At 69.5% G+C, this 24,932-nt stretch carries 17 protein-coding genes and 1 pseudogene; 13 read left to right on the top strand and 5 right to left on the bottom strand.

Annotated elements, in window-relative coordinates:
- The 3 genes and pseudogenes from ACFV4G_RS19245 to ACFV4G_RS19255 all read left to right on the top strand — a co-directional run.
- Positions 1 to 1,483: pseudogene (locus ACFV4G_RS19245) on the top strand (RNA polymerase sigma factor); the annotation flags it as partial.
- A gap of 81 nt (positions 1,484 to 1,564) precedes the next feature.
- Positions 1,565 to 3,169 carry a multicopper oxidase family protein gene (locus ACFV4G_RS19250; protein ID WP_380441803.1) on the top strand — a complete coding sequence of 535 codons (1,605 nt, stop codon included), beginning with the start codon at positions 1,565 to 1,567 and terminating at the stop codon, positions 3,167 to 3,169.
- Between the two features lie 129 nt (positions 3,170 to 3,298).
- Positions 3,299 to 4,453, top strand: coding sequence for a tyrosine-type recombinase/integrase (locus ACFV4G_RS19255; RefSeq protein WP_380441805.1), 1,155 nt, complete (start codon positions 3,299 to 3,301; stop codon positions 4,451 to 4,453).
- Between the two features lie 50 nt (positions 4,454 to 4,503).
- Here the strand turns inward: ACFV4G_RS19255 and ACFV4G_RS19260 are convergent, their stop codons facing one another.
- Positions 4,504 to 4,695 (bottom strand): helix-turn-helix transcriptional regulator, encoded by a 192-nt coding sequence (locus tag ACFV4G_RS19260; protein WP_380441807.1) that lies wholly within the window; start codon positions 4,693 to 4,695, stop codon positions 4,504 to 4,506.
- 327 nt (positions 4,696 to 5,022) lie between these two features.
- Complete coding sequence (locus tag ACFV4G_RS19265) at positions 5,023 to 9,033, bottom strand: CHAT domain-containing protein (RefSeq protein ID WP_380441809.1); 4,011 nt, start codon at positions 9,031 to 9,033, stop codon at positions 5,023 to 5,025.
- A 225-nt stretch (positions 9,034 to 9,258) separates the two neighbouring features.
- Between ACFV4G_RS19265 and ACFV4G_RS19270 the strand changes: the two genes are divergently transcribed.
- Together ACFV4G_RS19270 and ACFV4G_RS19275 are read left to right on the top strand one after the other, a co-directional pair.
- A complete protein-coding gene (locus ACFV4G_RS19270; protein ID WP_380441811.1) occupies positions 9,259 to 9,642 on the top strand; it encodes a hypothetical protein in 384 nt (127 codons plus the stop codon).
- Position 9,643: 1 nt separating this feature from the next.
- The gene (locus ACFV4G_RS19275) at positions 9,644 to 10,657 is read left to right on the top strand and encodes a hypothetical protein (protein ID WP_380441813.1); all 1,014 of its coding nucleotides are present in this window, start codon (positions 9,644 to 9,646) and stop codon (positions 10,655 to 10,657) included.
- A gap of 566 nt (positions 10,658 to 11,223) precedes the next feature.
- Here ACFV4G_RS19275 and ACFV4G_RS19280 read toward each other — a convergent pair.
- A complete protein-coding gene (locus tag ACFV4G_RS19280) occupies positions 11,224 to 13,245 on the bottom strand; it encodes an AAA family ATPase (RefSeq protein WP_380441815.1) in 2,022 nt (673 codons plus the stop codon).
- 85 nt (positions 13,246 to 13,330) lie between these two features.
- Positions 13,331 to 15,592: an ATP-dependent RecD-like DNA helicase gene (locus ACFV4G_RS19285; RefSeq protein WP_380441817.1), complete on the bottom strand. Its 2,262-nt coding sequence runs from the start codon at positions 15,590 to 15,592 to the stop codon at positions 13,331 to 13,333.
- Positions 15,593 to 15,846: 254 nt separating this feature from the next.
- Here ACFV4G_RS19285 and ACFV4G_RS19290 point away from each other — a divergent pair, with 254 nt between their 5' ends.
- Positions 15,847 to 16,584, top strand: a complete 738-nt coding sequence (locus tag ACFV4G_RS19290; protein WP_380441819.1) for a hypothetical protein — start codon at positions 15,847 to 15,849, stop codon at positions 16,582 to 16,584.
- A 234-nt stretch (positions 16,585 to 16,818) separates the two neighbouring features.
- Positions 16,819 to 17,763 (top strand): hypothetical protein, encoded by a 945-nt coding sequence (locus tag ACFV4G_RS19295; protein ID WP_380441821.1) that lies wholly within the window; start codon positions 16,819 to 16,821, stop codon positions 17,761 to 17,763.
- A gap of 83 nt (positions 17,764 to 17,846) precedes the next feature.
- On the opposite strand, the gene ACFV4G_RS19300 is transcribed toward ACFV4G_RS19295, so the two are convergent.
- Positions 17,847 to 18,593, bottom strand: a complete 747-nt coding sequence (locus ACFV4G_RS19300) for a DNA-methyltransferase (RefSeq protein ID WP_380441823.1) — start codon at positions 18,591 to 18,593, stop codon at positions 17,847 to 17,849.
- A 576-nt stretch (positions 18,594 to 19,169) separates the two neighbouring features.
- On the opposite strand from ACFV4G_RS19300, the gene ACFV4G_RS19305 reads away from it, so the two are divergent.
- From ACFV4G_RS19305 to ACFV4G_RS19330, 6 genes are all read left to right on the top strand, one after another.
- Positions 19,170 to 20,357 carry a C40 family peptidase gene (locus ACFV4G_RS19305; protein WP_380441825.1) on the top strand — a complete coding sequence of 396 codons (1,188 nt, stop codon included), beginning with the start codon at positions 19,170 to 19,172 and terminating at the stop codon, positions 20,355 to 20,357.
- 73 nt (positions 20,358 to 20,430) lie between these two features.
- The gene (locus ACFV4G_RS19310; protein ID WP_380441827.1) at positions 20,431 to 20,739 is read left to right on the top strand and encodes a DUF6112 family protein; all 309 of its coding nucleotides are present in this window, start codon (positions 20,431 to 20,433) and stop codon (positions 20,737 to 20,739) included.
- On the top strand, positions 20,739 to 21,419 hold the full coding sequence (locus ACFV4G_RS19315) for a hypothetical protein (protein ID WP_380441829.1): 681 nt from the start codon (positions 20,739 to 20,741) through the stop codon (positions 21,417 to 21,419). The genes ACFV4G_RS19310 and ACFV4G_RS19315 overlap by 1 nt, the downstream gene beginning before the upstream one ends.
- Positions 21,420 to 21,444: 25 nt before the next feature.
- Positions 21,445 to 22,851 (top strand): ATP-binding protein, encoded by a 1,407-nt coding sequence (locus tag ACFV4G_RS19320; RefSeq protein WP_380441831.1) that lies wholly within the window; start codon positions 21,445 to 21,447, stop codon positions 22,849 to 22,851.
- 139 nt (positions 22,852 to 22,990) lie between these two features.
- Entirely contained in the window at positions 22,991 to 24,460 is a 1,470-nt protein-coding gene (locus ACFV4G_RS19325; protein WP_380441833.1) for an SCO6880 family protein, read from the top strand.
- A complete protein-coding gene (locus ACFV4G_RS19330) occupies positions 24,460 to 24,909 on the top strand; it encodes a DUF6238 family protein (protein ID WP_380441876.1) in 450 nt (149 codons plus the stop codon). Before ACFV4G_RS19325 ends, ACFV4G_RS19330 begins: the two co-directional genes overlap by 1 nt.
- Positions 24,910 to 24,932 lie beyond the last annotated feature (23 nt).

A 24,932-nucleotide genomic window follows, 5' to 3' on the forward strand; every position in this document is an offset into this window, starting at 1 on the left:
CGTCCTTCCCGGGGCGCGCGGCGGCCCCCGCCGCCCCCCCCGCGCCGCGGGGCGCACTCCCCCCCGGGGGGGCCCGTCGAGGCGGTCTGGCGGATCGAGTCCGCCCGGATCGTCGGCGCGCTCACCCGCTACACCGGGGACTTCGAACTCGCCGAGGACGTCGCCCAGGAGGCGCTCGCGGAGGCGCTCGTCTCCTGGGCCCGCGACGGCGCTCCGGCCAACCCGGTCGGCTGGCTGCTCGCCACCGCACGGCGGCGCGCCATCGACGGCTTCCGGCGCCGCTACGCCCGGGACGAGCGCTACGCCCGGCTCGCGGGCCCCCGCCCCGGGGGGGGCGGGGGCCCCCCCGCCCCCCCCCCCCCCGCGCGCCCCGCCCCCCCCCCGGGGGGGGGCCCCCCCCGCGGGGGGGGGCGCGCGGGCCGCCCCCGGCGCCCGCGGCGCCCCGCCCCCCCCGCCGCCCCCCCCCGCCCCCCCCGGCGCCCTCCAACCGCCGGAGCGCACCGACGAGTTGCCGTGGGACCCGGACCGCGTCGACGACGACGTGCTCGCGCTCATGTTCATCGCCTGCCACCCCGTGCTCTCCCCCGAGGCGCGGGTGGCCCTCACGCTGCGCGTGGTGGCGGGCCTGTCCAGCGAGGAGATCGCCCGCGCGTTCCTCGTGCCCGTGCCGACCGTCCAGGCTCGGATCACCCGCGCCAAGAAGACGATCGGCGCCGCCGGCGTGCCGTTCGAGCTGCCGCCGGCCGACGAGCGCCGCACCCGGCTCGGCGCGGTCCTCAGCGTCCTGTACGTGATCTTCACCGAGGGCTCGACCGCCACCAGCGGCGACGACCTGCTGCGCACCGACCTCGCCCGCGAGGCGGTCCGGCTGGCCCGGATGCTGGCCGCCCTGCTGCCCCGTGAGCCCGAAGTGCACGGCCTGCTGGCCCTGTTCGAGCTCACGGCGGCCCGGTTCCCGGCCCGGACCGGGCCCGACGGCGAGCCGGTGCTCCTGGAGGACCAGGACCGGCGCCGGTGGGACCGCTCGGCGATCCGCCGCGGCCGGGCCGCCCTCGACCGCGCCGCGGCGGCCGGGCGCGGCCTCGGCCCGTACGGCCTCCAGGCCGCCATCGCCGCGTGCCACGCCCTGGCGCCCTCCGTCGCGGAGACGGACTGGGAGCGCGTCGTGCTCCTCTACGAGGCGCTCGGCCGGGTCGCGCCCTCGCCCGTCGTCGAGCTCAACCGGGCCGTCGCGGTGGCGATGGCGAGCGGCCCGCAGCCGGCGCTGGACCTCGTCGACGACCTCGCCGCGACCGGCCGGCTCGCGGGCTCCCACCTGCTGCCGACCGTCCGCGCCGAGCTCCTCGCCCGCCTCGGCCGTACCCCCGAGGCCCGCGCCGAGCTCGACCTGGCCGTCCGCCTCTGCGCCAACGCGCGCGAACGCGCCGTCCTCCTCCGCAAGGCCGCCGCCCTGGCGGACGGCGACGAGGAAATTCGGGGGTAAGTCTTGTCGGGCGCATGCCGGTTGCTGAATCCTTGCGCCCGCACCACCCAACCCTCACCCAAGTGAATACGGAGAACCCTGATGTCCCGTGACATCGGAGCGGACGCGCACGCCCAGCGGCGGCGAATACGGCGCACCAGACGCCTCATCCACGCCGTGACCGCCGTGGCGGTGCTGCTCACGGCCGCCGTCGGCGCCGACGCGGTGGCCGTCTCGCCGGCGGCGGTCCCACCGCCGCCGCCCTCGACCGCCGAGCAGGAGAAGGGCATGCGGGCAGGCATGCCGTTCCAGGACCCGGCCACCGTGGACGCCACCGGCAGCGCGAGCCCCGACCTCACCCTGACGCTCGACGCGGCGCGCAGCCGCTTCGACGTCTCCGGGCGCGAGGTCCACGGCGCCTCCTACACCGGCTCGTTCGTGGCGCCCACCGTGCGGGTGGCGCCCGGATCGACCGTCACCGTCCACCTGGTCAACCACCTCCCGGTCGCGACCAACCTGCACTTCCACGGCCTGCACGTGTCCCCGGAGGGGCAGTCCGACGACCCGTTCCTGTGCGTGGCGCCGGGCGGGTCCACCACGTACCGGCTGGAGATCCCGGCCGACCACGCGCAGGGCACGTTCTGGTACCACAGCCACGCGATGGGCACGTCGTGCCCCATGGCCGACGGCATGGCGGGCCACGACGCGGGGTTCGCGCCGGGCGACGTGGAGAACCAGATCTTCGCGGGCCTGTCCGGCGCCCTGATCGTCGGGGACGACCGCACGCTGCTGCCGGCGGGCCTCCGCGACGTCACGGCGCACACCGTCGTCCTCAAGGACGCCCAGCTCGACGCGGGCGGGCACATCCTCCAGGGCACCGCGGCGGACCCCCTCCAGTCCGGCAACCCGACCGTACGGCTCGTCAACGGCCGCCTCCGGCCGGTGCTCCCGATGCGGCCGGACGAGACCCAGCTGTGGCGGCTGGTCAACGCCGGGGCCGACATCTTCTACCGGCTCCGGCTGGACGGCCGCCGCTTCACCGTCGTCGGCGAGGACGGCACGCCCGTCGCCGCGATCACCACCGCCGACGAGTTGCTGCTGCCCCCGGGCAAGCGCTACGACGTCCTCGTCACCGCGAGCGGCACCCCCGGCCGGACCGTCCTGCGCACCGCCGCCTACAGCAACGGCCCGCAGGGCGACGCCTATCCGGACGTGCCGCTGGCCACGGTCGCCGTCACCGGCCGCCCGGCCCACCGCCTGCCGGAGCCGACCGGCGCCCTGCCGACCGCCCCGGCCGACCTCGCCATCGCGCCCGTCGCCCGGCGGCGCACCCTCGACCTGTCCGAGAGCGCCGACGGCAACACCTTCTACATCGACGGCCAGCAGTTCGCGATGGACCGTTCCGTCTTCGACACGCCCGCCCGGCTCGGCACCGTCGAGGAGTGGACGATCGTCAACCACTCCGGCGAGGACCACCCGTTCCACCTGCACACCACCGCGTTCCAGGTCCTGTCCGTCGACGGCGCCGCCCAGCCCTACACCCACCGCCAGGACACCGTCCCGGTGCCGCACGCGGTCGACGGCGTCCCGGGCCGGGTCGTGATCCGCGTCGCCTTCGAGGACTACCCGGGCCGGTGGATGTTCCACTGCCACATCGGGGCCCACGAGGACCACGGGATGATGAGCTACATCGACGTGGTCCCGTAGGCGGCGCCTGACCTGCGGAAACGCCCGCAGGCCGTACCACGGGACCAACGGTTCCACCAAGGCAGGGAGCTTGATCGACCATCCGGGGTCAGCAAAAGGTCAGCATCAGACCCGGGAGCCCGATCAACCATGGCCACCACGACCCTCATCCGCGGCATGGGGACGTTCTTCAAGGACTGCGAACACCCCATGTCGCGGTGGTCCAAGTGCCCGCACGAGTACAAGATCCGCTACCGCAACGCGGCCAGCCGACAGATCGAGGAGTCCGGGTTCACCACCCAGGACAAGGCCAAGGCCCGGCTCATCGAGGTGTACCAGGCGAAGAAGAACACCCCGCAGAGCCAGCGGAAGGCGGAGCGAATCCAGAAGTACGGCTCCATGCGGTTCGGCGACTACGTCGCCGAGTGGAGGCGAAGCCAGCGCCACCTCACCCCGGGCTCGGTCCGGCATCTCGACTCACTGCTCGACAACCATCTCTACCCGGCCTTCCACAGCCGCCGGATGGCCACCTTCGACCACAAAGTCGTCGACGCGTTCATCCAGACCATGGAGCGCAACGGCGTCGGCCTCGGCACCCAGTCCAACGCCTTCGACAAGCTGAAGACGATCCTCCTCGACGCCCACCGGCTCGGCCTCTACGACGAGAACCCGCTGGACGGCGTCAAGCCGCCGCAGTACGACGCCAAGCGTGTCGTCATCCCCTCGCTCGAACAGCTCCAGGAGATCCGCACCGCCGGCGACGACACCTTCCTCCTCATCGCCGACCTCATGAGCGGCTGCGGCCTGCGCAACGGTGAGGCCTACGCCGTCAACATCAACAACATCGTCGCGGACGACATCTACCGGATCACCGAACAGGTCAACCAGACCACCCGGACCTACGGCCCGATGAAGCACCGCAAGGCCGACGACTACCGCGACGCCCCGCTCCCGGCCCGCGTCAAGCACACCATCGAGCAGTACGCCGACAAGCACGGCACCGTCGACGGCTACCTGCTCCGCAACCCCAACGACATCACGAAGCCCTTCCGGGGCTACCTGCTCGAGAAACAGTGGCAGCGCATCAAGAAGACCGGCGCCGTCCACATACCGGAAGGCATGGTCATCTACAGCCTCCGCCACTTCTTCGCCTCGAACTGCCTCAGCCAGAACATCCCCATCACCGACGTCGCCGAATGGATGGGCCACCGGAGCGTCGACATCACCTTCAGAACCTACCGCCACCTCATGCCCGGCTCCATCAGCCGCGCCGCCCAGCTCCTCAACCTCGCCCTGACCGCATGAACAAGTGAGGGGTCCGCCCTCCGGACGGACCCCTCACCACCACTGTGGACTCACCCACCGGACAAGCGCTGCTGCCTCACCCAGGCGTGCACCTCCGACACCTTGAACTGAAGCTTCGCGTTCCGCCCGCCGCCGAACCGGTATGGAACAAGCCCCACTCGAGGTGCCTCCCGGTACACCCACGCGATGGACATGTTCAGGTACTCGGCAGTCTGCTTCACACTCATGAACTGCTCGGGCACGGGCTCCTCCTGCTTAATGAACCGGAATTCGCGGAGCTCAAATATCCACGGAAGGGGACGACTTGGCCGCGCCGTCACCGTGTGATAGCGCACAGACACAACACCGTTCCAGCGTGTTTCAACCACACACCGACAGTGACCATTAACTCGCTCACAGGAAAAAGCCATTGGCCCAATCTCGATGGCCGTAGCGCGACCGCACCCCGGCATTCAACGCCCGCTACGCTGCGACCACTCCCGACACCACCCGTACGACGCTCTTGGCATCGGCTCCGAGTCCTGAAGTCCACCCGAACGAGGTCGAAATCCGCGGCGGCCTTCATCGTGTCATGCACCGGAGTGCACGTATCCGGCCCACAGCGACGGCGCGGCGCGGTATCGGTCCCGCAGCTTGTGGACCGTCCGGTGGAGGGCCTCGGCGGATCGGGAGATGGCAAGGTCGCCCGACTCGTTCCCGAGCGTGTCGTAGAACGACCTCGCGGCCTGTTCCGCGACGGCATCATCGATCTCCCAGAGCGTCCCGATGACATGCCGGAAGCCCGCCAGCTGGAATGCGCTGGTCAGTTGGATGGCTTCATCCATGAGATCGGTGTTGGTGTTCGCCGCGGTGCTGCAGGCCGAGAGATAGGCGAGGTCTGCGGAGTCGAGGTTGATCCGAGCGAGGCTCGCCACGGTCAGCGGGTCGGATCGGTGGTCGCTGAGCAGGAGCCGGCTCCGTGACGGGTCCGTCCGGTCGGTGATCCCGTGGCAGGCGAGGTGAACGACAGCGCTCTGTTCCAACGCGGCGAGGACTTTATCCTTTGTCGGGTCGTCAGCACCGGCCCGGCCGTCCAGAGGTGCGGTGGCGACAAAGGTCTGCGGCGAGGGCAGGCGAGCACCCACCCAATCGGCCTCGGCCGCAGCCTTGCTCAGTGGGGCGCCGTTCGGTAGACCGGGTGTGACAGGCATGGCCACGACCAGCGACCGACGGTCGACGGTCGAAGCCGCTCGCACGGCTCTCCGTGCGTACCGCAGCGAACGCATGCTCGGCGCGTACGAGGAGATCACGCGGTCCAGCACGGTGCGGCTGTCCTGCGGGTCACGGTGGTACCCGGCGGCATGGAGGGGCAAGAGTCCGAGAATCCCACCGGGAAGCCACCAGACGCGCGGCATCGGCGAATCGGGTGCCGGCAGGGAATCCAGGCCGAGGCTCAGGAGAACCGGTTCGGCGACGACGTCCCAGAGCCACTCCAGGACGGCCGACACATCACGTTGCGCCTGGATCCTCTCGGCTCGGGCAGCCTGCGGGTCGCCGGCCGTGACAAGAGCAGCGTAGAAGGCGTTGATCCGTCCAATGAGTGACTCGGCGTCAAGTCCTCCGAGGCGGATCCTGCTGACGCCATTCTCCGTCACCGCAATGGCATCATTGCCGTACGTGCTGACGTTGAGAAGCACCACGGGGCCCAACCGAGCTTCCTTGATCAGGTCTTCGGCGACCGGTTGGCGAAGGAAGCCCGCGAAACCGTCCAACGAGCGCACCTCGTCGATCAGCTCGCCAAGGTCCAAGGCCGCCCGATGCTTGCCGAGTGGCTGCGATGCTCCACGCGGGCCGGCGCGCGTGGAAGCCTGGACGGCCGCAGTCGGCGGAGCAGGAACATCGGAGTCGAGCACGTCGGTCAGCTGGACAAACCGATCAGCCATGCGCGGGTGGGCTTGCCGAAGGGCTGTCAGGTCTGTCCTGTTCTCTAGTGCTTGGCCCAGCAAGACCGCACGCCCCGATTCCAGTACGACCAGTGCGCGCTCGAGCACGGCAAGGGCAGGCGGTTCCAAGCCGGAGCAGCCCAGCAGCAGCGCTGCGGCATCACCGGCGAGCCCGGACAGTTCACCGAGCTCGTACTGCTGGTCGCTTCGCCTGAGCCACCGTTCTGCAACGGTCGGCAACAGCTCGACTGCGGCAGCGAGCAGCTCGGCTCCCCGGGCAGGTTCCGACTCAGCGAGCAGCGCCGCGGCAGCCCTCGCCGCGCGGATCCGAGTGGACGGCGCACCGGAGGTGAGCTTCAGCGCCGCCTCGAAGGCGTCGACCGCCTCCTCCCTGCCATGGCCGGTCGCCTGGAACCGGGCAACCAGGGAAATCCCGAGATTTGCCAGCACAGCCGTCCGGGAGGGTTGGTCCGCCTGGCTGGCCACCACCGCTTGCCGGCCGGCTTCGATCGCGGACTCAAGGTCACTCAGATCACCGGTGGCCGTGAACCTCGAGCGCAGTGCGCCGCCCAGGTTGGAGATGAACCCTACGTGGTCGGGGTGGCCGACCGGCGTGACCTCTGCAGCCCGACCGAACAGCTCGACGGCGTCATCCAGGTCCCGCAGGTCGCCGGTGAGCCCGTACCTGGCCTCCAAGGACATCGCAAGGTTGGACAGAAGCAATCCACGATCAGGATCGTCGGCCGCCGCACGATGCGCGACCTCGGCGTTGGCCTGAACCGCCGCCTCCAGGTCTGCTTCCGCGCCGGTACGCCAGAATCGCGTCTGCATGGCTCCCGCGAGGTTGGAGAGGTACCTGGGTCGGTCCGGGTGGTCCGGCTGAGTGGCCGCGACAGCCTGCTCTCCGTACGAGATCGCGGCGTCCAGATCGGCCGTTGTGCCGGACCGCCTGAATCTCTCGGCCAGGGCGAGGGCCACGTTGGACAGGTGCCCCGGCAGGCCCGGGTGGTTCTCCGGTGTCGCCTCGACTGCCTGCTCCCCGAAAGCGATTGCAGCTTCCAGATCCGCGAGTTCTCCAACGGATCTGAACCGGGCGCTCAATGCGATGCCGAGATTGGACAGGTGGTTCGCGCGCTCGACATGGCGGTTCGGCGCGAGCTCGACCGCCTCTCGCAGGGCTACGATGCCAAGCTCCAGGTCGCCGGACACCGCCGTCAGCCGGAACCGCGCCTGCAACGCACCGCCGTAGTTGGACAGCGCCTCTGGTCGCTCGGAGTGTCCGGCCGGGGTGACCGCCAGGGCCTTCCCGAGGGCATCGACGGCATCGTCGATGTCCCGTACCGCCCCGCTGGCTTCGAAGCTGGTCTGCATGGCGTGTCCGAGGTTGCCGAGAACCGCGCGCAGCAGCCGGGAGTCGGCCGGCACACGGTCGGCCGCACGTCGACTCAGCAGGACGGCCTCAGCCAGATCCTCCACCTTCCCGAGTTGCTCGAACCTGATCCGATGAGCAGTTCCGAGGTTCGACAGGAATCCGGCAAACTCCGGGTCTTCCGACTCGGCGAGTTCCATCGCCTGCCGATGCCTGTGGATCGCCTCGTCCAGGTCCGCGAGGTCCCCGCTGTGTCCGAAGGCGATCACCAGCACCTCACCGAGGTTCGCCGACAGGGTCGGCGTGAGGGCATCTTCGCGGATAGCTAGGTCAACGCCTTGCCGAGCAGTGCCGAGGGATTCCTCCAGATCTGCTGACGTGCCGACAGATTTGAATCGGGAGAGCAGTGCCTGGCTCAGTAGCGCCAGCGCAGTGCAGTGCTGCGCCTCCCCCACCGGGAGAGCCGCAACCGCCCGCCTGAAGACAGCGATCGCTTCGTCGAGGTCGAATGGGTCGGTGCGGCGTTGGAAGCGTTCCTGAAGAGCCACCGCGAGCGTGATCAGGGCCTCTCCCTGGAGCGGTGAGTCGGGAAGACCTGCGGCCACCGCCCGCTGCATGTAGTCAAGGGCCTTATCGAGATCAGCAGGCTCCTGGGTGACTCCGAACCTGCCCCACAGGATGGAGCCCGCGTTGAACAGAATCTCCGCGGGCGGGGAATGATCCGCTGGGGTGACCCTCACCGCCTCCTCGGCGAAAGCTGCGGCAGCATCCCGGTCCGCCGGGTCACCGAGCAGGTCGAACTGCCGCTGCAGGGCAATACCCAGATGTGACAGGCGCCGGGCTCGCATGGGGTCATCAGGTGCAGTGGCCGCAACGATGCGGTACCACAGCCGGACAACTGCGCGGACCTCGGAGCGGTCGACTTTCTCTAGAATCGAGGTCGCACTGTTCACGACATTGTCGACAATAAGGGGGAGCAGAATCTCGGGTAGGGGCTCCACGTCAGCGATGAAGCAGGGTGTGAACGCCTCGACAGCGGCGATCCAGTCGTTTCGGCTCGCCCCTGGCCCCTGAGCCCTGATGCGATAGAAGTACACCCATCCCAGCACCAGCCACCCCCCGACGCCGCCCTCGCCCTTCCGCAGGCTCTGCTCGAGCAGCTGCGCGTTGGCGAGGATCTCGGGCCCAAGCGCGACTTTGGGATCATCGGCCAAGCGAGTCGAACCCAGCTGCTCCATCGCAGTGTTCAGGTGGTCCTGGTACAAGGCGGCTCCCGGCTGGTGCTGCATCTGGCTCTCCGGCGATGGTGGCAGCCGGCCGGGCGGCGCTCCGGGCAATGGTCATAACTGATGTGCGGTCAGAGACCGTACCATCATGCGCCGTTGCCAACGCCATCCATACGTACCGACATGATTACCAGCACTCCTGCGACATCGTCCTCCCGGGCCGGATCCACGCGTCAACTGCTACTGCAGGCGCCACGCGAGTCGGACCAACAACTCCTGGGAGGGCAGATGGCTGACGGGCCGGACGATGAGCTTGCGGACACGATCGCATATGTCTGCGGGGATGCGGCGGGGATCCGCGAAGCACTGGAACCCGCTACCGAACCGCTGGACCGCCTCCTGGAAGCCGTGCGCGCCGACGAGGACATCACCGCTGCCCTGAACGACCTCCACGTGGCCCTGCAAGCGGCAGGTGATGCCCTGGGCGTGTACGGCTACAACCGATCCCCGTCAAGTGGTCTGCGGCTCGCCGGTGCTGTGCCCTCCCGACCGAGGGAGGCTCTCCTGATCTGCCCGACCGGACGTTGCAGCCGGTATGACCGGCCCGATCCGGTCGCTCCCGCTCCGACCTGCGCCATCGACGGCCTGGCGCTGCGCCGGACGCTGCTCTGACATGGGCGGTCTATTGGCGACACTCAGCGGCAAGTTGGCGGAACGCTGGCTGTCCCTACTGGTCCTTCCCGGCGCGTTGTTCGTGTCGACCGTCGCGGCCGCCCGGATGCTCGGTCACGGCCATGCCCTTGACCTCGCCCTGCTGGTGCGCCAGGTGAAGCACTGGACGACCGCGGTGAAGGTGGCCGGCCTTCCCGGCCTGGCCGTGGCCATGGCGGCGCTTCTACTTGCCTCCGTTGCGGCCGGACTTGCCGCCCAAGCCCTTGGCTCAGCATGCGAGTACGTCGTGCTGGCGAGCCGATGGGAAACCTGGCCGCCCCCGTTGCGGCAGCTCGCTCGGCGATGCGTCGACAGACGGCGCCGCAGGTGGGAACGCGAACGGGCCGCCTATGAGCGGGAATGGGACGCCGCCGCACGCCGCACAGCCCTCGCCGCCCTGTCCGATCCGCCCGCCGGTACGGCCGACCCGGTACCGGTCCGACGGGACGCCCTCCTCGACGTCGCGTACCAACGGTTCACTCGCATCTCCGAGTTCGAACCCCAACGCCCCACATGGACCGGTGACCGCATCCATGCCGTCACGGTCCGTCTCGACAGGACCTACCGCCTCGATCTCGGAGTCGTCTGGCCATCACTGTGGTTCACCCTGCCCGAAGCCGAACGCACCGAGATCAACGCGGCCCGTGAGGCCCTGACGCGTGCCACCACCCTGGCCGGCTGGTCACTGCTCTACCTCTTGCTCACGGCGAGCTGGTGGCCGGGGCTCGTAATCGCCGGTGTCACTGCGGCCACCGCCTGGCACCGCACCCGGGATGCCGCCGCCACCTACGCGCAACTCATCGAGGCGAGCACCCAGTTGCATGCCCGCGCGCTCGCCCGCCAGCTCGGAATCTGCCCGGAGGACGAGGAGTGCCTCACTCCCGAAACGGGATGGGATCTCACGCGCTTCCTGCAAGGACGTGGTCAGGGCACCGTGTCCGCCAACACACAGGTATCGACCACCAGCCTGCCGTGAACGCGCGGTAGCTACTGCGCGTCCGCGAACGACCGTGGAGGACGCATGGGGACACGGGACAGGTTGGTCGCAGCCGTCCGAGCCCGAGTCCGGCATCACCTGTCCCCTTCGCCCACGCCTCACGGTCTCCCCAGCCGATGGTTGGCGATCAGGTCGCGGTGCCCTCGGCGGCGGGCGCGCGCCTTCGAAGCATCTCTCGCCCAGCATCGCCGAGCTCCGCCAGATCCATCGCATCCTCTGCTACGGAGATCTCGACGCAGACGGCTTGTTATCCCCGCCAGAGCGTCCATCACTGCAACGCTCCTCGGCCTTCCGCGCGTTGAACCAGCGGCAGGCTGCTACGAGCTCCTCTTTACCCGGCCTCGCAGCACGGCGCCCAAGGTCGACCTATACCGTGCCCGGCTTCTCGCAGAATGGCTGCCGTCCACCCTCCAAGAACTGGCACTTGCGATGCTCTCATCAGGAAGGCGTATCGCGCAGAAAGCGGCGATCTGGAACCATCGCTCCTCGGAGCAGGACTGCCTCGCCATCCGGAAGGCCGCCGCCCCTGATTCAGGGGCAGGAGATCAGTAGGGAAAACACTGGTCCACCCAGGACAGGCCCGAGCGATTGAGGAATAGCCGGGCGCGAGTGACGGCGACGTAGGCGAGCATGCTCTCGGCCCGCTCCGGCGGCTCCAACCCTCCGTCCGATGTTGTGGGAGGGAGCGGGAAGTCGCCGGCGATCTCAACGTGGTTCCACTCCCTGCCCTTGGCGCGGTGGGCGGTGGACAGCACTAGCTCCGCCTGGGTCTCTACGGCCATCGCGTCTACCGCCGCAATCACCAGCTTCGGACTGTGGGTGTCGATGAGCTGGACGAACGTGCGCAGGTCGGCACCGGCCTCCTCGTTGCGGACGTACTCGCGCAGATGCTCCCAGTTGCGGAAGGCTGCCAGCTCGGGGTGGGTGCTGCCATTGCCCGCCTGCAGCGTGATCGCCGCCTGCGCAAGCGCCCTGATCTGCGCGCCGCCCCCAACCAGCCCAGGTCGCACGCCTTCGTTCAACGCCACGATCGCCCGCGCCACCGCCGTGGCGTTGGTCCGGCACAGCACGACGTCCGGACGCCGACCGTCCCCTTCGTCTGCCACTTGTGATGCCAATAGCTTCGTGCCGGACAGCTTCAAGGGCGACTCCAAGAGTGCTAGCCACTTGTTCGCCTCATGAGCGACGGCCTCGCCGAAGCGCCATGACTGTGACAACACAAGACGGTCCTCAGCCGGCCAGTTCGCCAGCGCGTCCACCGCCCCCAGCCAGGCGTAGAGCTGCTGACAGCTGTCGCCGACCGCGATCCGCTGCGCTTCCTGGTTTCGTACTACGTGGGCAATCACTGGCGGCGAGTCCTGTGCCTCATCGAGCATTACGAAGTCGGCCGGTAGCTTTGGGTCGCCCAGTGCCCAGATCTTCAGGTAGTGGTCGTGGCCGAACGCTAACAGGCCGCCCGGGTTCAACACGTCCTCCCAGGCCTTGAGCGCGAAAGGCAGCATGTGGGTCCGTAGTTGCCGTTCCTCGGTCTTAGTCAACCCTGGCGGCATGGGCAGATGACGCTTCATCAGCACCGGATCTGCACTGTTGCAAAAGCGGCTGATCCCCTCGGTGGCGATGCGGGCTTGCGCCGCCGCGTCCAACAGCAGATGTCCGTTGACCCGTACCGGTTCGAGGATCCGGAGGATCTCCGCCGACCGCTCCGCCGGCACCCGCGGACCGAGCCGGTGACCATAGTGGCGGCCGACCGTGGCGAAGGCCAGCGAATGCCGGGTCCGGCAGTCCACGTGTTTGGGGAAGCTCGCCCGAGCGTCGTCGACGGTGACGCGGTTGAACGCGACGTACAGGCCGCGGCCGCGCAGCAGCTCGCATGCCATCTTCAGTGTGCTGGTCTTTCCGGTGCCCGCGCCAGCCTCCACCACCAGGTTCTTGCCGCGTCTGCACGCCGACAGAATTCGCTGCTGCTCTCGCGTCGGTTTGAGGCCCGGTTTCGACGGCGTAGCCGGGGTCACGGCAAGGCGGGTCGGCCCGGCCGTCGTATCCCCCCTGGCCGGAGGGGAAACCTGGCGTTGCCCGACAGACGGTGCTCCCCAGGTGAGCGACGCCATCGGCAAGCCCAGCGCTCCGTACAAGCGCTCCAGCGAGGACCGCGTGGCGGCAGCAGCCTTGATCACCTCAATCAGCCGGTCAACGCCCAGACCCGTCAGTGCGCGCTGTTCGCGGCCAGCCCCCGGGGAAAGCTCTGCGAGAGCCTGGGAGGCCCTGAACCGAAGCTGACCTTCTTCGAGCAGCGGTTCGAGGGGCGGGCAGGCTACCGTGGCTGGGCCAACTGGCTGATCCGGAGCCGATGCCCGCGTCGTCGTCGGGGTCGACCGGACTGCGATGGCCGACGCGGGCAAGGTCGGGATGACTGCGCTGGCCGCGTTGGCGGTGCGGCGCCGCTCAGCCGCCTCCTTCCGGCATGTTGTCGAGCAGTACAGCGCGAAGTACCGTCTCTTCTCTGTGCTCAGAGCTCGCTCGCACACGGTGCAAGCCGGCCCGGGCACCACGACGTCGGAATCCGTCACAGCGCGCACTGTGGCGCACTACCGACCCGGTAGCCAAACCGGCGCCCCGGGATTCACCCGGTTGGACCCGCTAGAAAACACAGACTCAGGGCAGGGCGATCTGTCCGTCCGCCGGCCTCAGCGGGTCCGACAACAGTCGGGTGCCGTTCAACGCGTCCGAAAGTCGTGGGCCCAGGGCAGTCTTTCGGAGCCGCGCACGCCACTCCACTGCCTGCTTGAGCGCGTCCCGTTCACCGACCAGCACCAGCATCTTCTTCGCCCGGGTCACAGCGGTGTAAAGCAGGTTGCGCCGCAGCATGAGGCCTCCGCCGGACAGCGACAGGGGTACCACCACGTACGAGTATTCGCTGCCCTGGGAACGGTGGACGGTGACGGCGTAGGCGTGGACCAGGTCGTCGAGCTCGTCGAAGCCGTAGACGGCTTCGTCGCCGTCGTCGAGCAGCAGCGTGACCTCGCGTAGGCCGGTGTCGATAGCGGTGATCAGCGCGCCGGTGCCGTTGAGCACGCCGGCCGGGCCCTTTCGCATGTCGTTGCGGGTCGCCATGACGCGGTCACCGAGCCGAAACGGCCGGCCGTCTGCCCAATGCTGTACATCGCCGTCTGCAACTGGGTTGACGATGTCCTGAATCGCACGGGCCAGCTCCACCGACCCGGCCGTACGCCCGCGGTTGGGGCACAGCACCTGGACCTCGCCGGGACTGGTGTTGAAGCGGGCAGGCAGGCGGCGGGTGGCGATGTCGACCACGGTCTCTGCGAGTTTCTCAGGGTTCTCCTCGGGGATGAACCAGAACTCCCCGCGGCTGACCGGCAGCTTGCCCTGGTTGATGTCATGGGCGGCCCGGACGATCGCGGACTGCCGCTTCTGGCGAAAGACCTCGGTGAGTTGGACGCGTGGGATCGCCTTGACGGCTAGCAGGTCGGCCAGGACGCGGCCAGGGCCGACGCTGGGCAACTGATCGACGTCGCCGACCAGGAGCAGGTGCGCCCCAGTGGGGATCTTCTCCAGCAGCCGTTCGAAGAGTTGTACATCCAGCATCGACGCCTCGTCGATGATGAACAGCCCCGTTTCCAGCGGGTCACGGTGGTCGAATAGCGTCGCCCCGCCCGCCGTGTGACGTGGCGGGCGGATCAGGCGATGCACCGTAGTGGCCACCATCCCGGTCAGTTCACTCAATCGACGTGCAGCACGGCCTGTCGGCGCGGCCAGCGCCACCTGCACACCCAATGCCTCGGCAACCGAGACCACCGCCTTGACCGTGTAGCTCTTCCCGCATCCCGGACCGCCCGTCAGCACAGCCACCGGGCAGGCCATCGCCATTCGCACCGCCCACTCCTGCTGCCTGGTCAGTCCAGAGACCTCCGCGCCCTTCGGCAGCGGCCCATCGCGCCAGTCTGCGGCCACGGCAAGCCGGGTATGGGCGCGGTGCAGTCGGGCCACGTGCGCAGTCACCTGTGTCTCGATGGAGAACATCCGGCGGCTGAACACACCTGGCACCTGACCGCCCTTGTATGGCAGCAGCTGCACGACCACCCGCTCCGCCGCCCTGAGCGCGTTTAGCTGCGGCACCAGCAGGTCCTCCTCGACGCCCAGCAACGCCCGGGAATGGGTGAGGAGCTCGCGCTCAGCCAGGAAGCAGTCCCCACTGCCGCCGACGTCGTCCAGAGCGAAAATCAGCCCGGCCTGTAGTCGCTCCGCTCCCACCTCCGGCCAGCCCAGGGAGAGCGCGACCTTGTCAGCCAGGCGGAAACCCAGCCCACGTACCTCCGTAAGCCGGTACGGCTTCTCCCGGACCGTCTCGACCACGGAGGCGCAGTCCACGCCGTCTGGCAGTTCCTGCCGAAAGTACTCCGCCACCTTCGGCGCCAGCGAGGGCGAAACCCCGGCCGACTGCAGCAGGATCATCAGCTCCCGCACGTCCTGATGCCGGTGCCAGGCGTCCACGATGTCGGCGTAGCGCGTCCGACCGATCAGGTGGACCTCCAGCAGCCGCTCCGGAGTCTCGTCCACCACTCGCAGTGTCTCCACGCAGAACTCCCCGACGATGGCCTCGGCCAGTTTGGGCCCGATTCCCCGCACCAGCCCCGAGGAGAGGTAGCGGCGGATCGCGTACAGCGTGGCAGGCGCGATGTACTCGCACCCCGTCACCGCGAACTCCTCGCCGTACACCGCATGCTGGCGTCTCGTTCCCGTCAAGCGCAGTGTCTCCCCTGGTTGCACCCCCAGGAGTGCCTTTCCGGACGCCTTCATTACCTCCTCGTCCGCCACCGCCATGCGCACCACAGTGAACCCGGCCGAATTGACGTGCACGACTCGCTCGACAACCCCCTCAATGCTCTCCTCTGGCACGTTTGCCTCCTCGCAGTACTGGTTCGACTCCTGACCAAGCCGACAACGACGCGCGCACCGTAACGCCATGTCAGCAGCATTCGGTGAAGCCCGGTGGCTCGCGAACTCGCCGCATCCCATGCCAGGACGGCACCATTCCCGTCTGACGCCCCTCAATCGGCAGTCACTCGATCGGTGACTAACCATCCTTCCTGTGCTGGGCCAGTCGAATGAAGAACCTCAACTAGATTCGCCCACAAACCGATTTATGCGCTGTGAGCTACAACCCACGCCGGGGCACCTACTCCGTGCCCGCTGGCCGCCCCCACCTGCTTCGAGATCTGCGTGCCAAGAACGCCACGATCGGCGACGCTGTCAAGGACCTGTGTGCCGATGACGACCCAGCCCTCTTCGAGGAACTGTCCGACGAGCTGTACAGCGCGTTCCGCACCGCATCCAATCTCACCCCCGTCCGAGCCGAGATCGCCTGCCGCTACCACCCCAACGGCGCTGTCGACCCGGATCCCCCCGAGGGCTGGGGTAAGTGCCTGCTGTGCAATGGCAACCGCCGCCGAGGCCGTCCCGTTCCGCCACCCGCCTCCAGCGGCGAGAACCTGCCGCAGGTCTACAGTTACGAACTGCCCCCGCCTCCATACAGCTTCGAGATGCTCAAGTCGTACATCTACGGCGCCAACGAGCTCATCTTCGAGCTCGGATTGGACTCAACGGACGAGGAGTTCGCCGCTGTCACCGATGAGCTCCGCCATTGCTTCGTCATCTCGCGCGAACTCGCCCGTGAACGCCCTCAGTCAGGCTGCGCTCGCCACCCCGGAGCGCCTCTGGACCCAACCGCCGACTATGCGTGCATCCTGTGCATGACCGGCCCCAAGCGCGGTACGGCCACCATCCTGCGCCCCGCCAAGAGTCAGCGGATCGCGCGGCCACGTAGCGACCGGAACGTCGCAGAGCCCGACCGTCAGTACCCGCCAAAACCAGCAGCTTTCGGTCCATGACACCGAAATGGATCCGTTGACTCTCGCAGAACGCAGGGCGGCTACAAAGAGGTTGCAGTTCGTCGACGCAAGACTGCAGTGCCATCACGGGTCGCCCAGCTAGGGGGCGGTGGCGCCCTACCCCTACTCAGTCGACGGGGAGGATCGGACGTGCCAAGACGTCTGCCCTGAGAAGGAATACTGCGCTCCTCTTCTGGATTGCTCTCTGCGTACGGTCGTGCGAAGGGGGCGTGGGTGACCGACCTGAAGGTGTTCCGGCTGGGTGGCGATGGCCGGGACGTGGAGCTGCGGGGTTCGACGGTGGCGCGGGAACGGGACTTGCAGCGGCGGGCCGAGGGGGCGCTGGAGGAGATGCTGGGGGTGCGGTTCCTGGCGTCGGAGTACGTGACGGGGCCGTGGCACCAGGGGCGGATCGACACGCTGGGGTTGGACGAGAACAACGTGCCGACGGTCGTGGAGTTCAAGCGTGGGCGCGACAGCGGACTGATCACGCAGACGATGTCCTACCTTGTGTGGCTGGCCTCGCACCGGCACGAGTTCGAGGCGCTGGTGCGCAGACAGCTGGGCGCCCAGGTCGCGGAGGCGATCGACTGGCGGCGGCCTCGGGCGATCTGTGTGGCGGGCGAGTTCTCGCGTCACGACCGGGTCGCTGCGTCTGCCCATCAGCGGGACTTCCGGGTCGACCTGGTGCGCTACCGGGTGTTCGGTCCGGAGCTGCTGACGTTGCAGCTGGTCGAGACGGTCCCGGGCTTCGCGGCCCCCGGTGCTACACAGGCGCCGGCCGCGCCGGCCACCAGGACGAACGCCGAGCCCGCCGAAGTCTCGGCAACCACGGGCTCGCAGGTGGATGTCCCGGACTGTCTGCGGGAGCTGTACGACGAGTTGGACGAGGTGCTGACCGCGGCAGGTGAGCTGGAGGTGGTGGTGCTCAAGCACTACATCGCCTACCGGCGGATGCTGAACGTGGCGTCGGTGATCTTCCGTCCATCGCCGTCGCACCGGGCGATCCTGGTGTACCTGCGGCTGGGCCCGGACACGGTGGACCTGGAGGAGGGCTTCACGCGGGGCGTTCGCGGGATCGGGCATCTGGGTACGGGTGATCTGGAGGTGCGGATCGCTTCGTCGGCGGACGTGGAGAAGGCGGTGCCGCTGATCCGCCGGGCGGTCGAGGAGTCCTAGCCGGCAGGGAAGAGGGCGGCTGGAGCTTGGTGCTCCAGCCCCTTGCACGTCTGTGGCCGCTCGGCCTGGTAGCGGTTCTCACGTCACGCTTCCGGTCCGGCGAGGGCGAAGTCGTCCTGGGTGAGGGCGGCTCGCAGTCGCTGTTCGGCGACGTCGGCGTAGTGCGGGCTGAGCTCGACGCCGATGAACTGTCGGCCTTCGCGCAGGGCGGCGACGCCGGTCGTCCCGCTACCCGTGAACGGGTCGAGGACCACGCCGTTATCGGGGCAGATCTGGACGAGCTGCTGCATGATCTCCACCGGCTTCTGGGTGATGTGCACCCGGTCCTTGCGGGGCTGGGAGGCGATGAAGTGGCCCGGCAGGTAGATCGCCCGACTCTTGTCGAGGGTGCCCTTGGTGCCCCAGCTGATGAACTCTGCGGACTGCTTGAAGCCGCCCTTGCGTGGGCGGCTGGCGGGCTTGATCCACGGGATGGTGCCCTGCCAGGTCCAGCCGGCCATCTGCAGGGCGTCGCTCGTGGTGGGTTCCTGCCGCCAGTCGGAGAAGACGATGGCGACCGCGTGCTCGGTGCTCGCCCGGTACGCCTCGGTGAGCAGTTCGGTGAGCCAGGAGCGGTAAGAGCGCTGGTCGCGGTTCTCGCCGGGGAAGGTCTGGAGGTCGTGGGCGGAACCGGTCTGTACGTACTTGGCGCGGGCGTCGCGGCTGGTGCGCTCGGAGCTGGTCCGGCCTCCGGAGTTGTACGGCGGGTCGGTGATGACCGCGTTGACGGACTCGTCGGGCAGGGTCTTCAGCACGGTCAGGGCGTCGCCTCGGTGCAGCGTGTAGGTCACGGGTTCCTCTTTCAGGGCAGGGGTGGGACCGCTCCGGGCGACGCCCGGCGGCAGCCGCCGGGAGCGGGGATGCCGGGGACGGTAGCGGCGATCGACGGCCGGACCTAGCGAGTGGTTCCCCTGGATCGGCCCTGGTCGGGGGTTGTTTGGTGCGGCCGGATTTCGCGTCTACTGTCTCGCCATGCCAACCGGGCAGGGGCCAACTCGGCCCGGCCCGGCGTGCCTTGATCCGCGCTGCCTCACGTCCAACCGGGGCTTCCAGCGGATCGCTCTCCCCTACCCCCTTGGTCCTGAGGAGTCGCTGTGTTCCGGCTGAGATTACGAGCGCGGCCGGCTGCCGCGCGTGACCCGAGACCGGCGTCCGGGAGCTACCAACTCCTCTGATCCGGGCCCGCCCTGAGCGAGGGCGGTTTCACCACCGGCGCGGTGCTGGCGACTTCTTCGCACGAGAGGCCGGCATCGCGTCCTCTTACGAATCCGGCAAGGAGCCGCTGCGATGCAGCATGCCCTGGCACACCCGTGCCCTCATCATCCACCGCCAACTACCCTCCGCCGCCCCGGTGATCGGCGGCGGCCGTGAAGAAGACCGTCGGCGCGCTCGTCGGTGTCCTCGCCTGCGGCCCGCTGATGCTCGCCCTGCCGGTGGTGATCGTCGGCGCGGGCAACGCGTCGGCCACAGCGGCCTCGTGTCCGCCCGGCGGCGCGCAGGGTGTGGACAGTTCCGCTGTCGCAGCACAGGTGGAGTCGATCCTCAAGGGCTCAAGCCCCATGTCGGCACCGAACGTGGCCGGGCTGGACAAGCCGGACGAGCAAATCCCCAACGCCAACACGATCCAGGCCACCGGCGTCGCCATGCACATCCCCGTCCGCGGGCAGATCGTTGCCCTGGCGACGGGGCTGCAGGAAAGCGGACTTCGGAACATCAACTACGGGGACCGCGATTCGCTGGGGCTGTTCCAGCAGCGGCCGTCGCAGGGTTGGGGCACGCCGGCGCAGATCATGCAGCCGGTGTACGCCTCGACGAAGTTCTACGAGGCGCTCCAGCAGGTCAGCGGCTGGCAGTCGATGACCGTCACCCAGGCCGCCCAGGCGGTGCAGCGCAGCGGGTTCCCGGACGCCTATGCGAAGTGGGAGCCGCTGGCGACCGCGTTGCAGAAGGCGATCGAGCCGCTGCTCACCCCCGCGGGAACCGCATCACCGCCGTCCGCTGGTAGTTCGACGGCAGCGCCGTCACCGTCGGCCGGCGCCGGCGCGAGCCCGACGCCGAACAACAGGAGCGGCTGCGGGATGTCGACGGCAGGCGGCGACGGCAGCGCCTTCGGGACCATCCCGGCGGGCTCGCTGCCGGCCGGGTACGCGATCCCGGCGGATGCACCGCAGCAGGTGCAGACCGCGATCCGGTGGGCGCTGGGCCAGTTGGGCACGCCGTACCAGTGGGGCGGGACGTGCGTGAATTCGCACGGCGCGGATCCGATGGGCCGTTGCGACTGCTCCTCGCTGATGCAGATGTCCTACAAGGCCGCCGGCGTCTCGCTGGAGCGGACCACCTACGACCAGGTCAAGCAGGGAACGGCCGTTTCGGCGGACGCTCTCAAGCCCGGCGATCTGCTGTTCACCCGGGGCACCGCCGCCGTGCCGGAACACGTCGGGATGTTCATCGGCTCGGGGCTCGTCGTGCAGGCCCCCAAGACCGGTGACGTGGTCAAGATCTCGACGCTTGCCGAATGGCAGCCGCAGATCCTCGCGGCCCGCCGCGTCGTCTGACCAGCACCCCTCCCCTCTCCTCCTCCCCCTTCCTGAGCTGCCTTCGCACGCCCATATTCAAATTGGAGTTCTCATGTTCCTTGCGGACGCGGTCACTCAGCTCGCCTACGACCCCGGCATCACCCCGAACGAGGGCGGCCTGCCTGGCCTGAGCGTGCTCAAGCAGGTGATGGGCAGCCTCAACCTGTTCGGGATCATCGCGATCGTCGGCGCGCTCGCGGTGAGCGCCGGGGTCTGGGCCTGGGGCCACCACTCCGGCGGCCACCAGGCCGAGGCCAACGGCAAGAAGGGCGTGCTGGTGTCCGCCGGCGCCGCTCTGCTGATCGGCGCGGCGAACGGCATCGTCGCCTTCTTCTCCGGCCTTGGCGGCCAGGTCCACTGATGCAGAAAGGTTCCTTCACCCGTGAAGGCGAGCCCGGCGGCGCATCGCATGTGCGCCGCCGGGCGCTGCTCGGCCTGGTGCTCCTGCTCGCCCTCGTCGTCCTGGCCGGCGCGCTCGCCTTCTTCACCCGCAACACCCGTGGCGGTCCCAACCCGGCGTCGGCCGTGCCGACTTCGCCCCCGGCTATCGCGTCGGCGTCGCCGACGGGCGGCGCAGCTTCGGTGCCCGTTCCACCGTCAACGCACGACCCGATCGCCTACGCGAAGGCGGCCGCGACGGCCCTCTGGTCCTACGACACCCGCGCGTACTCGCAGCCAGAGCTGGTGGCCGGCCTGCACCGGTGGCTGACGACCGAGGGCCGTTACACGGACGCCGAGTCGGTGGACCGTCTGGTGCCCTCGCCGCTGCTGTGGGGGCGGATGGCCGACTCCGGCCAGTTCGCTACCGCGACCGCTCAGGAGGCGCACTTCCCGGAGGCGTTCACCAGGGTGCTGAAGGCCGATCCGGGGGCGATCAAGCAGGCGTACATCTACGCCGTCACCGTCACCGGCAAGCAGTCGATCTCCTGGAACGGTGCCCCGCAGGGCGGGGCCGAGGACCGCTCGTCCACGCTCGCCGTCCAGTGCCGCCCCGACCGTCCCTGCGCTCTGGTCGGCCTGCTGCCGACCGTCTCGCCCTGACCCCTGCCCAGAAAGGAGGTTCCCCATGGGTGTCTGTGACGTCCCCATGATCAGCCAGGTCTGCGACGCGGTCGACGCGATCAACTTCGTCTCCGATCCGGGCAAGAGCATCACCGACGGCATCGGTGCGTGGATCACCAAGTCGATGACGGAGCTGGCGACCAGCGCCGTCAACCTCGCCTCGCAGGGGGTCAACAAGACCACCGGCATCGACCTCAACGCCGGCTGGTTCCGGCAGAACTACGAGCTGATCCTGCCGATCGGCCTGATCCTCACGGTCGGCACGTTCTGCGCGCAGCTGATCCTCGCCGCCTGGCGCCGCGACGACCGTGCACTGGCCCGCGCGGCCTGGGGCACCATGACCGGCGTCCTGTTCTCCTTCTGCGCGATCTCCTTCACCTCCGTGGCGGTGACGGTCGTCGACGCGCTGTCCGACGGGCTGTTCAAGGCGGCCGGGACCACGCTGGAGGACGCGATCCGGCGGATCATCAAGGTCTCCGAACTCGGCTTCATGTACGGCCTCGGCTGGACCATCCCCTCGGTCGTCGCCATCGGGTGCGCGATCGGCGCGTTCCTCTACTGGGGCACGATGGTCGCCCGTAAGGTCGGCATCCTGGTCCTGGTCGTCCTCGCCTCGTTTGCCGGGGCCGGCGGCGGGTGGGAGGTCGCGCAGCGCTGGCGGCGCGGCTGGATCGAGGCCACCGCCACCCTGGTGGCCTCCAAGCTCCTGATGACCATCGTGTTCATCACCGGCATCTCCGCGATCGGCAACTCCGATGCCAAGGACGGGATGAGCGCCCTCTCCGACGCCATGGCCGGTGTCGTGATCATAGTGCTCGTGCTGCTGTGCCCCTACGCCTGCTACAAGTTCATCCACTGGGCGACCGACGGCTCCGGCCACGACGACATGCACCGCACCAGCGTCGCCGGTGTCGCGGTGGCCGCCGCGGCTGCGAAGACCGCCGCCGGCCTCGCGATGCAGATGGGCACCGGTGTCCCGGCCCCGCAGGGCCCCAGCCAGGTCCCGGGGACGGACGGCGGCGGTACCTCGTCCGGCATCGATCCGACCGGGCGGGTCAGCAAGGAGGGTATCGACGCCGGGCCCGGGCAGCAGGCGACAAAGTTCCGCTTCGGCGAGGACCCGAGCGCGCCCGGCGACCGCGGACGCGCCCTGGTCACCCGGCCTGGCATCCCGGCCCTGATCACCCGGGCCTCCCCCGGTGGCAAGGGCGCGTCGCCCGCTGGTGGCCAGGAAGCACCGGCCTCCCCGGGCATCCAGAACGCCGTCTCCGGAGGCACAGTCTCCGCCCCCGGCACACCCACTGCGGCCCCAGCACCGCCCGCGGCGAGCGCACCCCCGCCGAGCGGAGCCCCGGCTCCCGATCCGGTCCGGTTCGTCTTCCCGAACCGGCCGAGCAACACCGGCACCTGACCGGCCCCCTCCCCCGGGGCGGGCGACGGCCCGCCGCCCACCCCGGGCCCCACGACCAGCAAAGGAGTCCCTCGATGCCATCCAGAAGAGTGCCGCGCCCCCGCCCGCCGCCCGCACGCTCACTCCCTCTGGAAACCCGATGTCCCCCTCGATACCCGAGCCCACCCCTGCGTCCGTCAAGTTCCCTCACCGCTCCAAGCGCGGCATCCTGCTCGGCCTGAGCGCACCGCAGCTGATCACGACCGCGGCCGCCGGCCTGCTCCTGCTCGCCGTCCTCACCACCCGCGGCGTCACCGGCGCCCTCCAGTTCCTCCCCGTCTGGGGCGCGACAGCCCCGTTCGTCATCGTCCGCTACCGGGGCCGCACCCTCGCCGACTGGGCACCGATCGCCGCCCGCTACGCGCTGCGCCGCCTGCGCGGCCAGCTGGTCTGGCTCGTACGCCCCTCCTCCCGGCCGGTGCGCGAGGGCCTGCTCCACCTGCCCGGCAGTGCGGCCAGCCTGCGCGTGGTCACCGCCCCCGACCGCCGCTACGGCGCCGTCCACGACCCGCACGCCGGCACCCTCACCGCGATCGTCAAGGTCTCCTCCCGCGCCTACGCGCTGCTCGACCCGGGCACCCAGAACGCCAACGTGAACGGATGGGGACGGGCGCTGGCCGCGCTGGCCCGTACCGGCCAGGTCGCCCGGATCCAGGTGATCGAGCGCACCGTGCCCGACTCCGGCGACGGGCTTCGCCGCCACTGGGAGGAACACGGCCGCCCCGACGCGCCGCTCGCGGGCGCCCTGTACGGCGAGCTGATCCAGAACGCGGGGCCGGCCAGCGCCCCGCACGAGGCCTACGTGGCCATCGCCCTCGACTTCAAGGGCGCCAAGCGCCTGATCAACCAGGCCGGCGGCGGACTGACCGGCGGCTTCGCGGTCCTCGCCCAGCTGACGAGCTCCTTCGAGCAGTCCGCGCGCACCGCAGGCCTCAACCCGACCGGCTGGCTGAACGCCGACGAGATCGCCGCCGTCGCCCGCACCGCCTACGACCCCAAGTCCCGAGCCGCACTCGACCGCTGGTCGAAGGACGGACGCCCGGCAGCCAACCCGGCCGCCGCCGGCCCCGTGGTCGTGCTGGAGAAGGCCGACCACATCTCCACCGACTCCGCCCACCACGCCACCTACTGGGTGGAGAACTGGCCCCGCACCCAGGTCAACCCGGGCTTCCTGCACCAGGTGCTCTTCGCCTCGGGTGTACGCCGCACCGTCTCACTCGCGTACGAGCCCAAGGACATCGACTCCGCGATGCGCGACGTACGCCGCAAGAAGGCATCGGTGATCGCCGACTCTGCCGAGCGCGCCCGCAAGGGCCAGGTCGCCTCCGAGGCCGACAGCGTGGAGTACCAGGACATCCAGGACCGCGAGCGCCAGCTGATAGCCGGGCACGCCGACGTCGCCCTGACCGGCCTGCTCACCGTCTCGGCCGACACCGAAGACGAACTGCGCTCCGCCTGCGCCGTCGTGGAGACCGCGGCCGTCGGCGCCCAGCTCGACCTGCGCCCGCTCACCTGGCAGCAGGCCGAGGCCTTCACCGCCTCCGCCCTGCCCTTCGCCCTCGCCGCGTGATGCTGGCCGCCCCCACCACCGCGCAGGACTTCGTCCCCTACGCGACCGCCGCGATCGACTTCCACCGCGCGCTCAACATCCCGACGGGCCCCCTGGTCGCATCCCGTGCCGAACTCGACTCGCTCCACGAGCACTTGGTCTCGCTGCACGGCCTGCTGGACGCCCACACCCAGCGCACCGCCCCGCTGCTGCCCGGCGAGGGCGACCACCTGAAGGCCGCCCGCACCCGGCTGTGGCAGGCCGCCGACCACCTCCACGCCGCCTACCACAGCTCACCCCGGCCAGGCACCGGCGAGGTCCCCAGTCCGGACGCCTGCCGGACCCGCCTGCCCGAAGGCGCACCCGAGCTGACCATCTGCCGGCGCCACCAGGAGACCGCCCAGCTGGTGCGCCGCCGCACCACCCCCGCCGACCTGCACGCCCCGTTCACCGGCCTCGTCCGCCGCTGAACCCGACCAGCCCGGATACGTGA

Source organism: Kitasatospora sp. NPDC059747, assembly GCF_042732955.1.
Taxonomy (GTDB): domain Bacteria; phylum Actinomycetota; class Actinomycetes; order Streptomycetales; family Streptomycetaceae; genus Kitasatospora.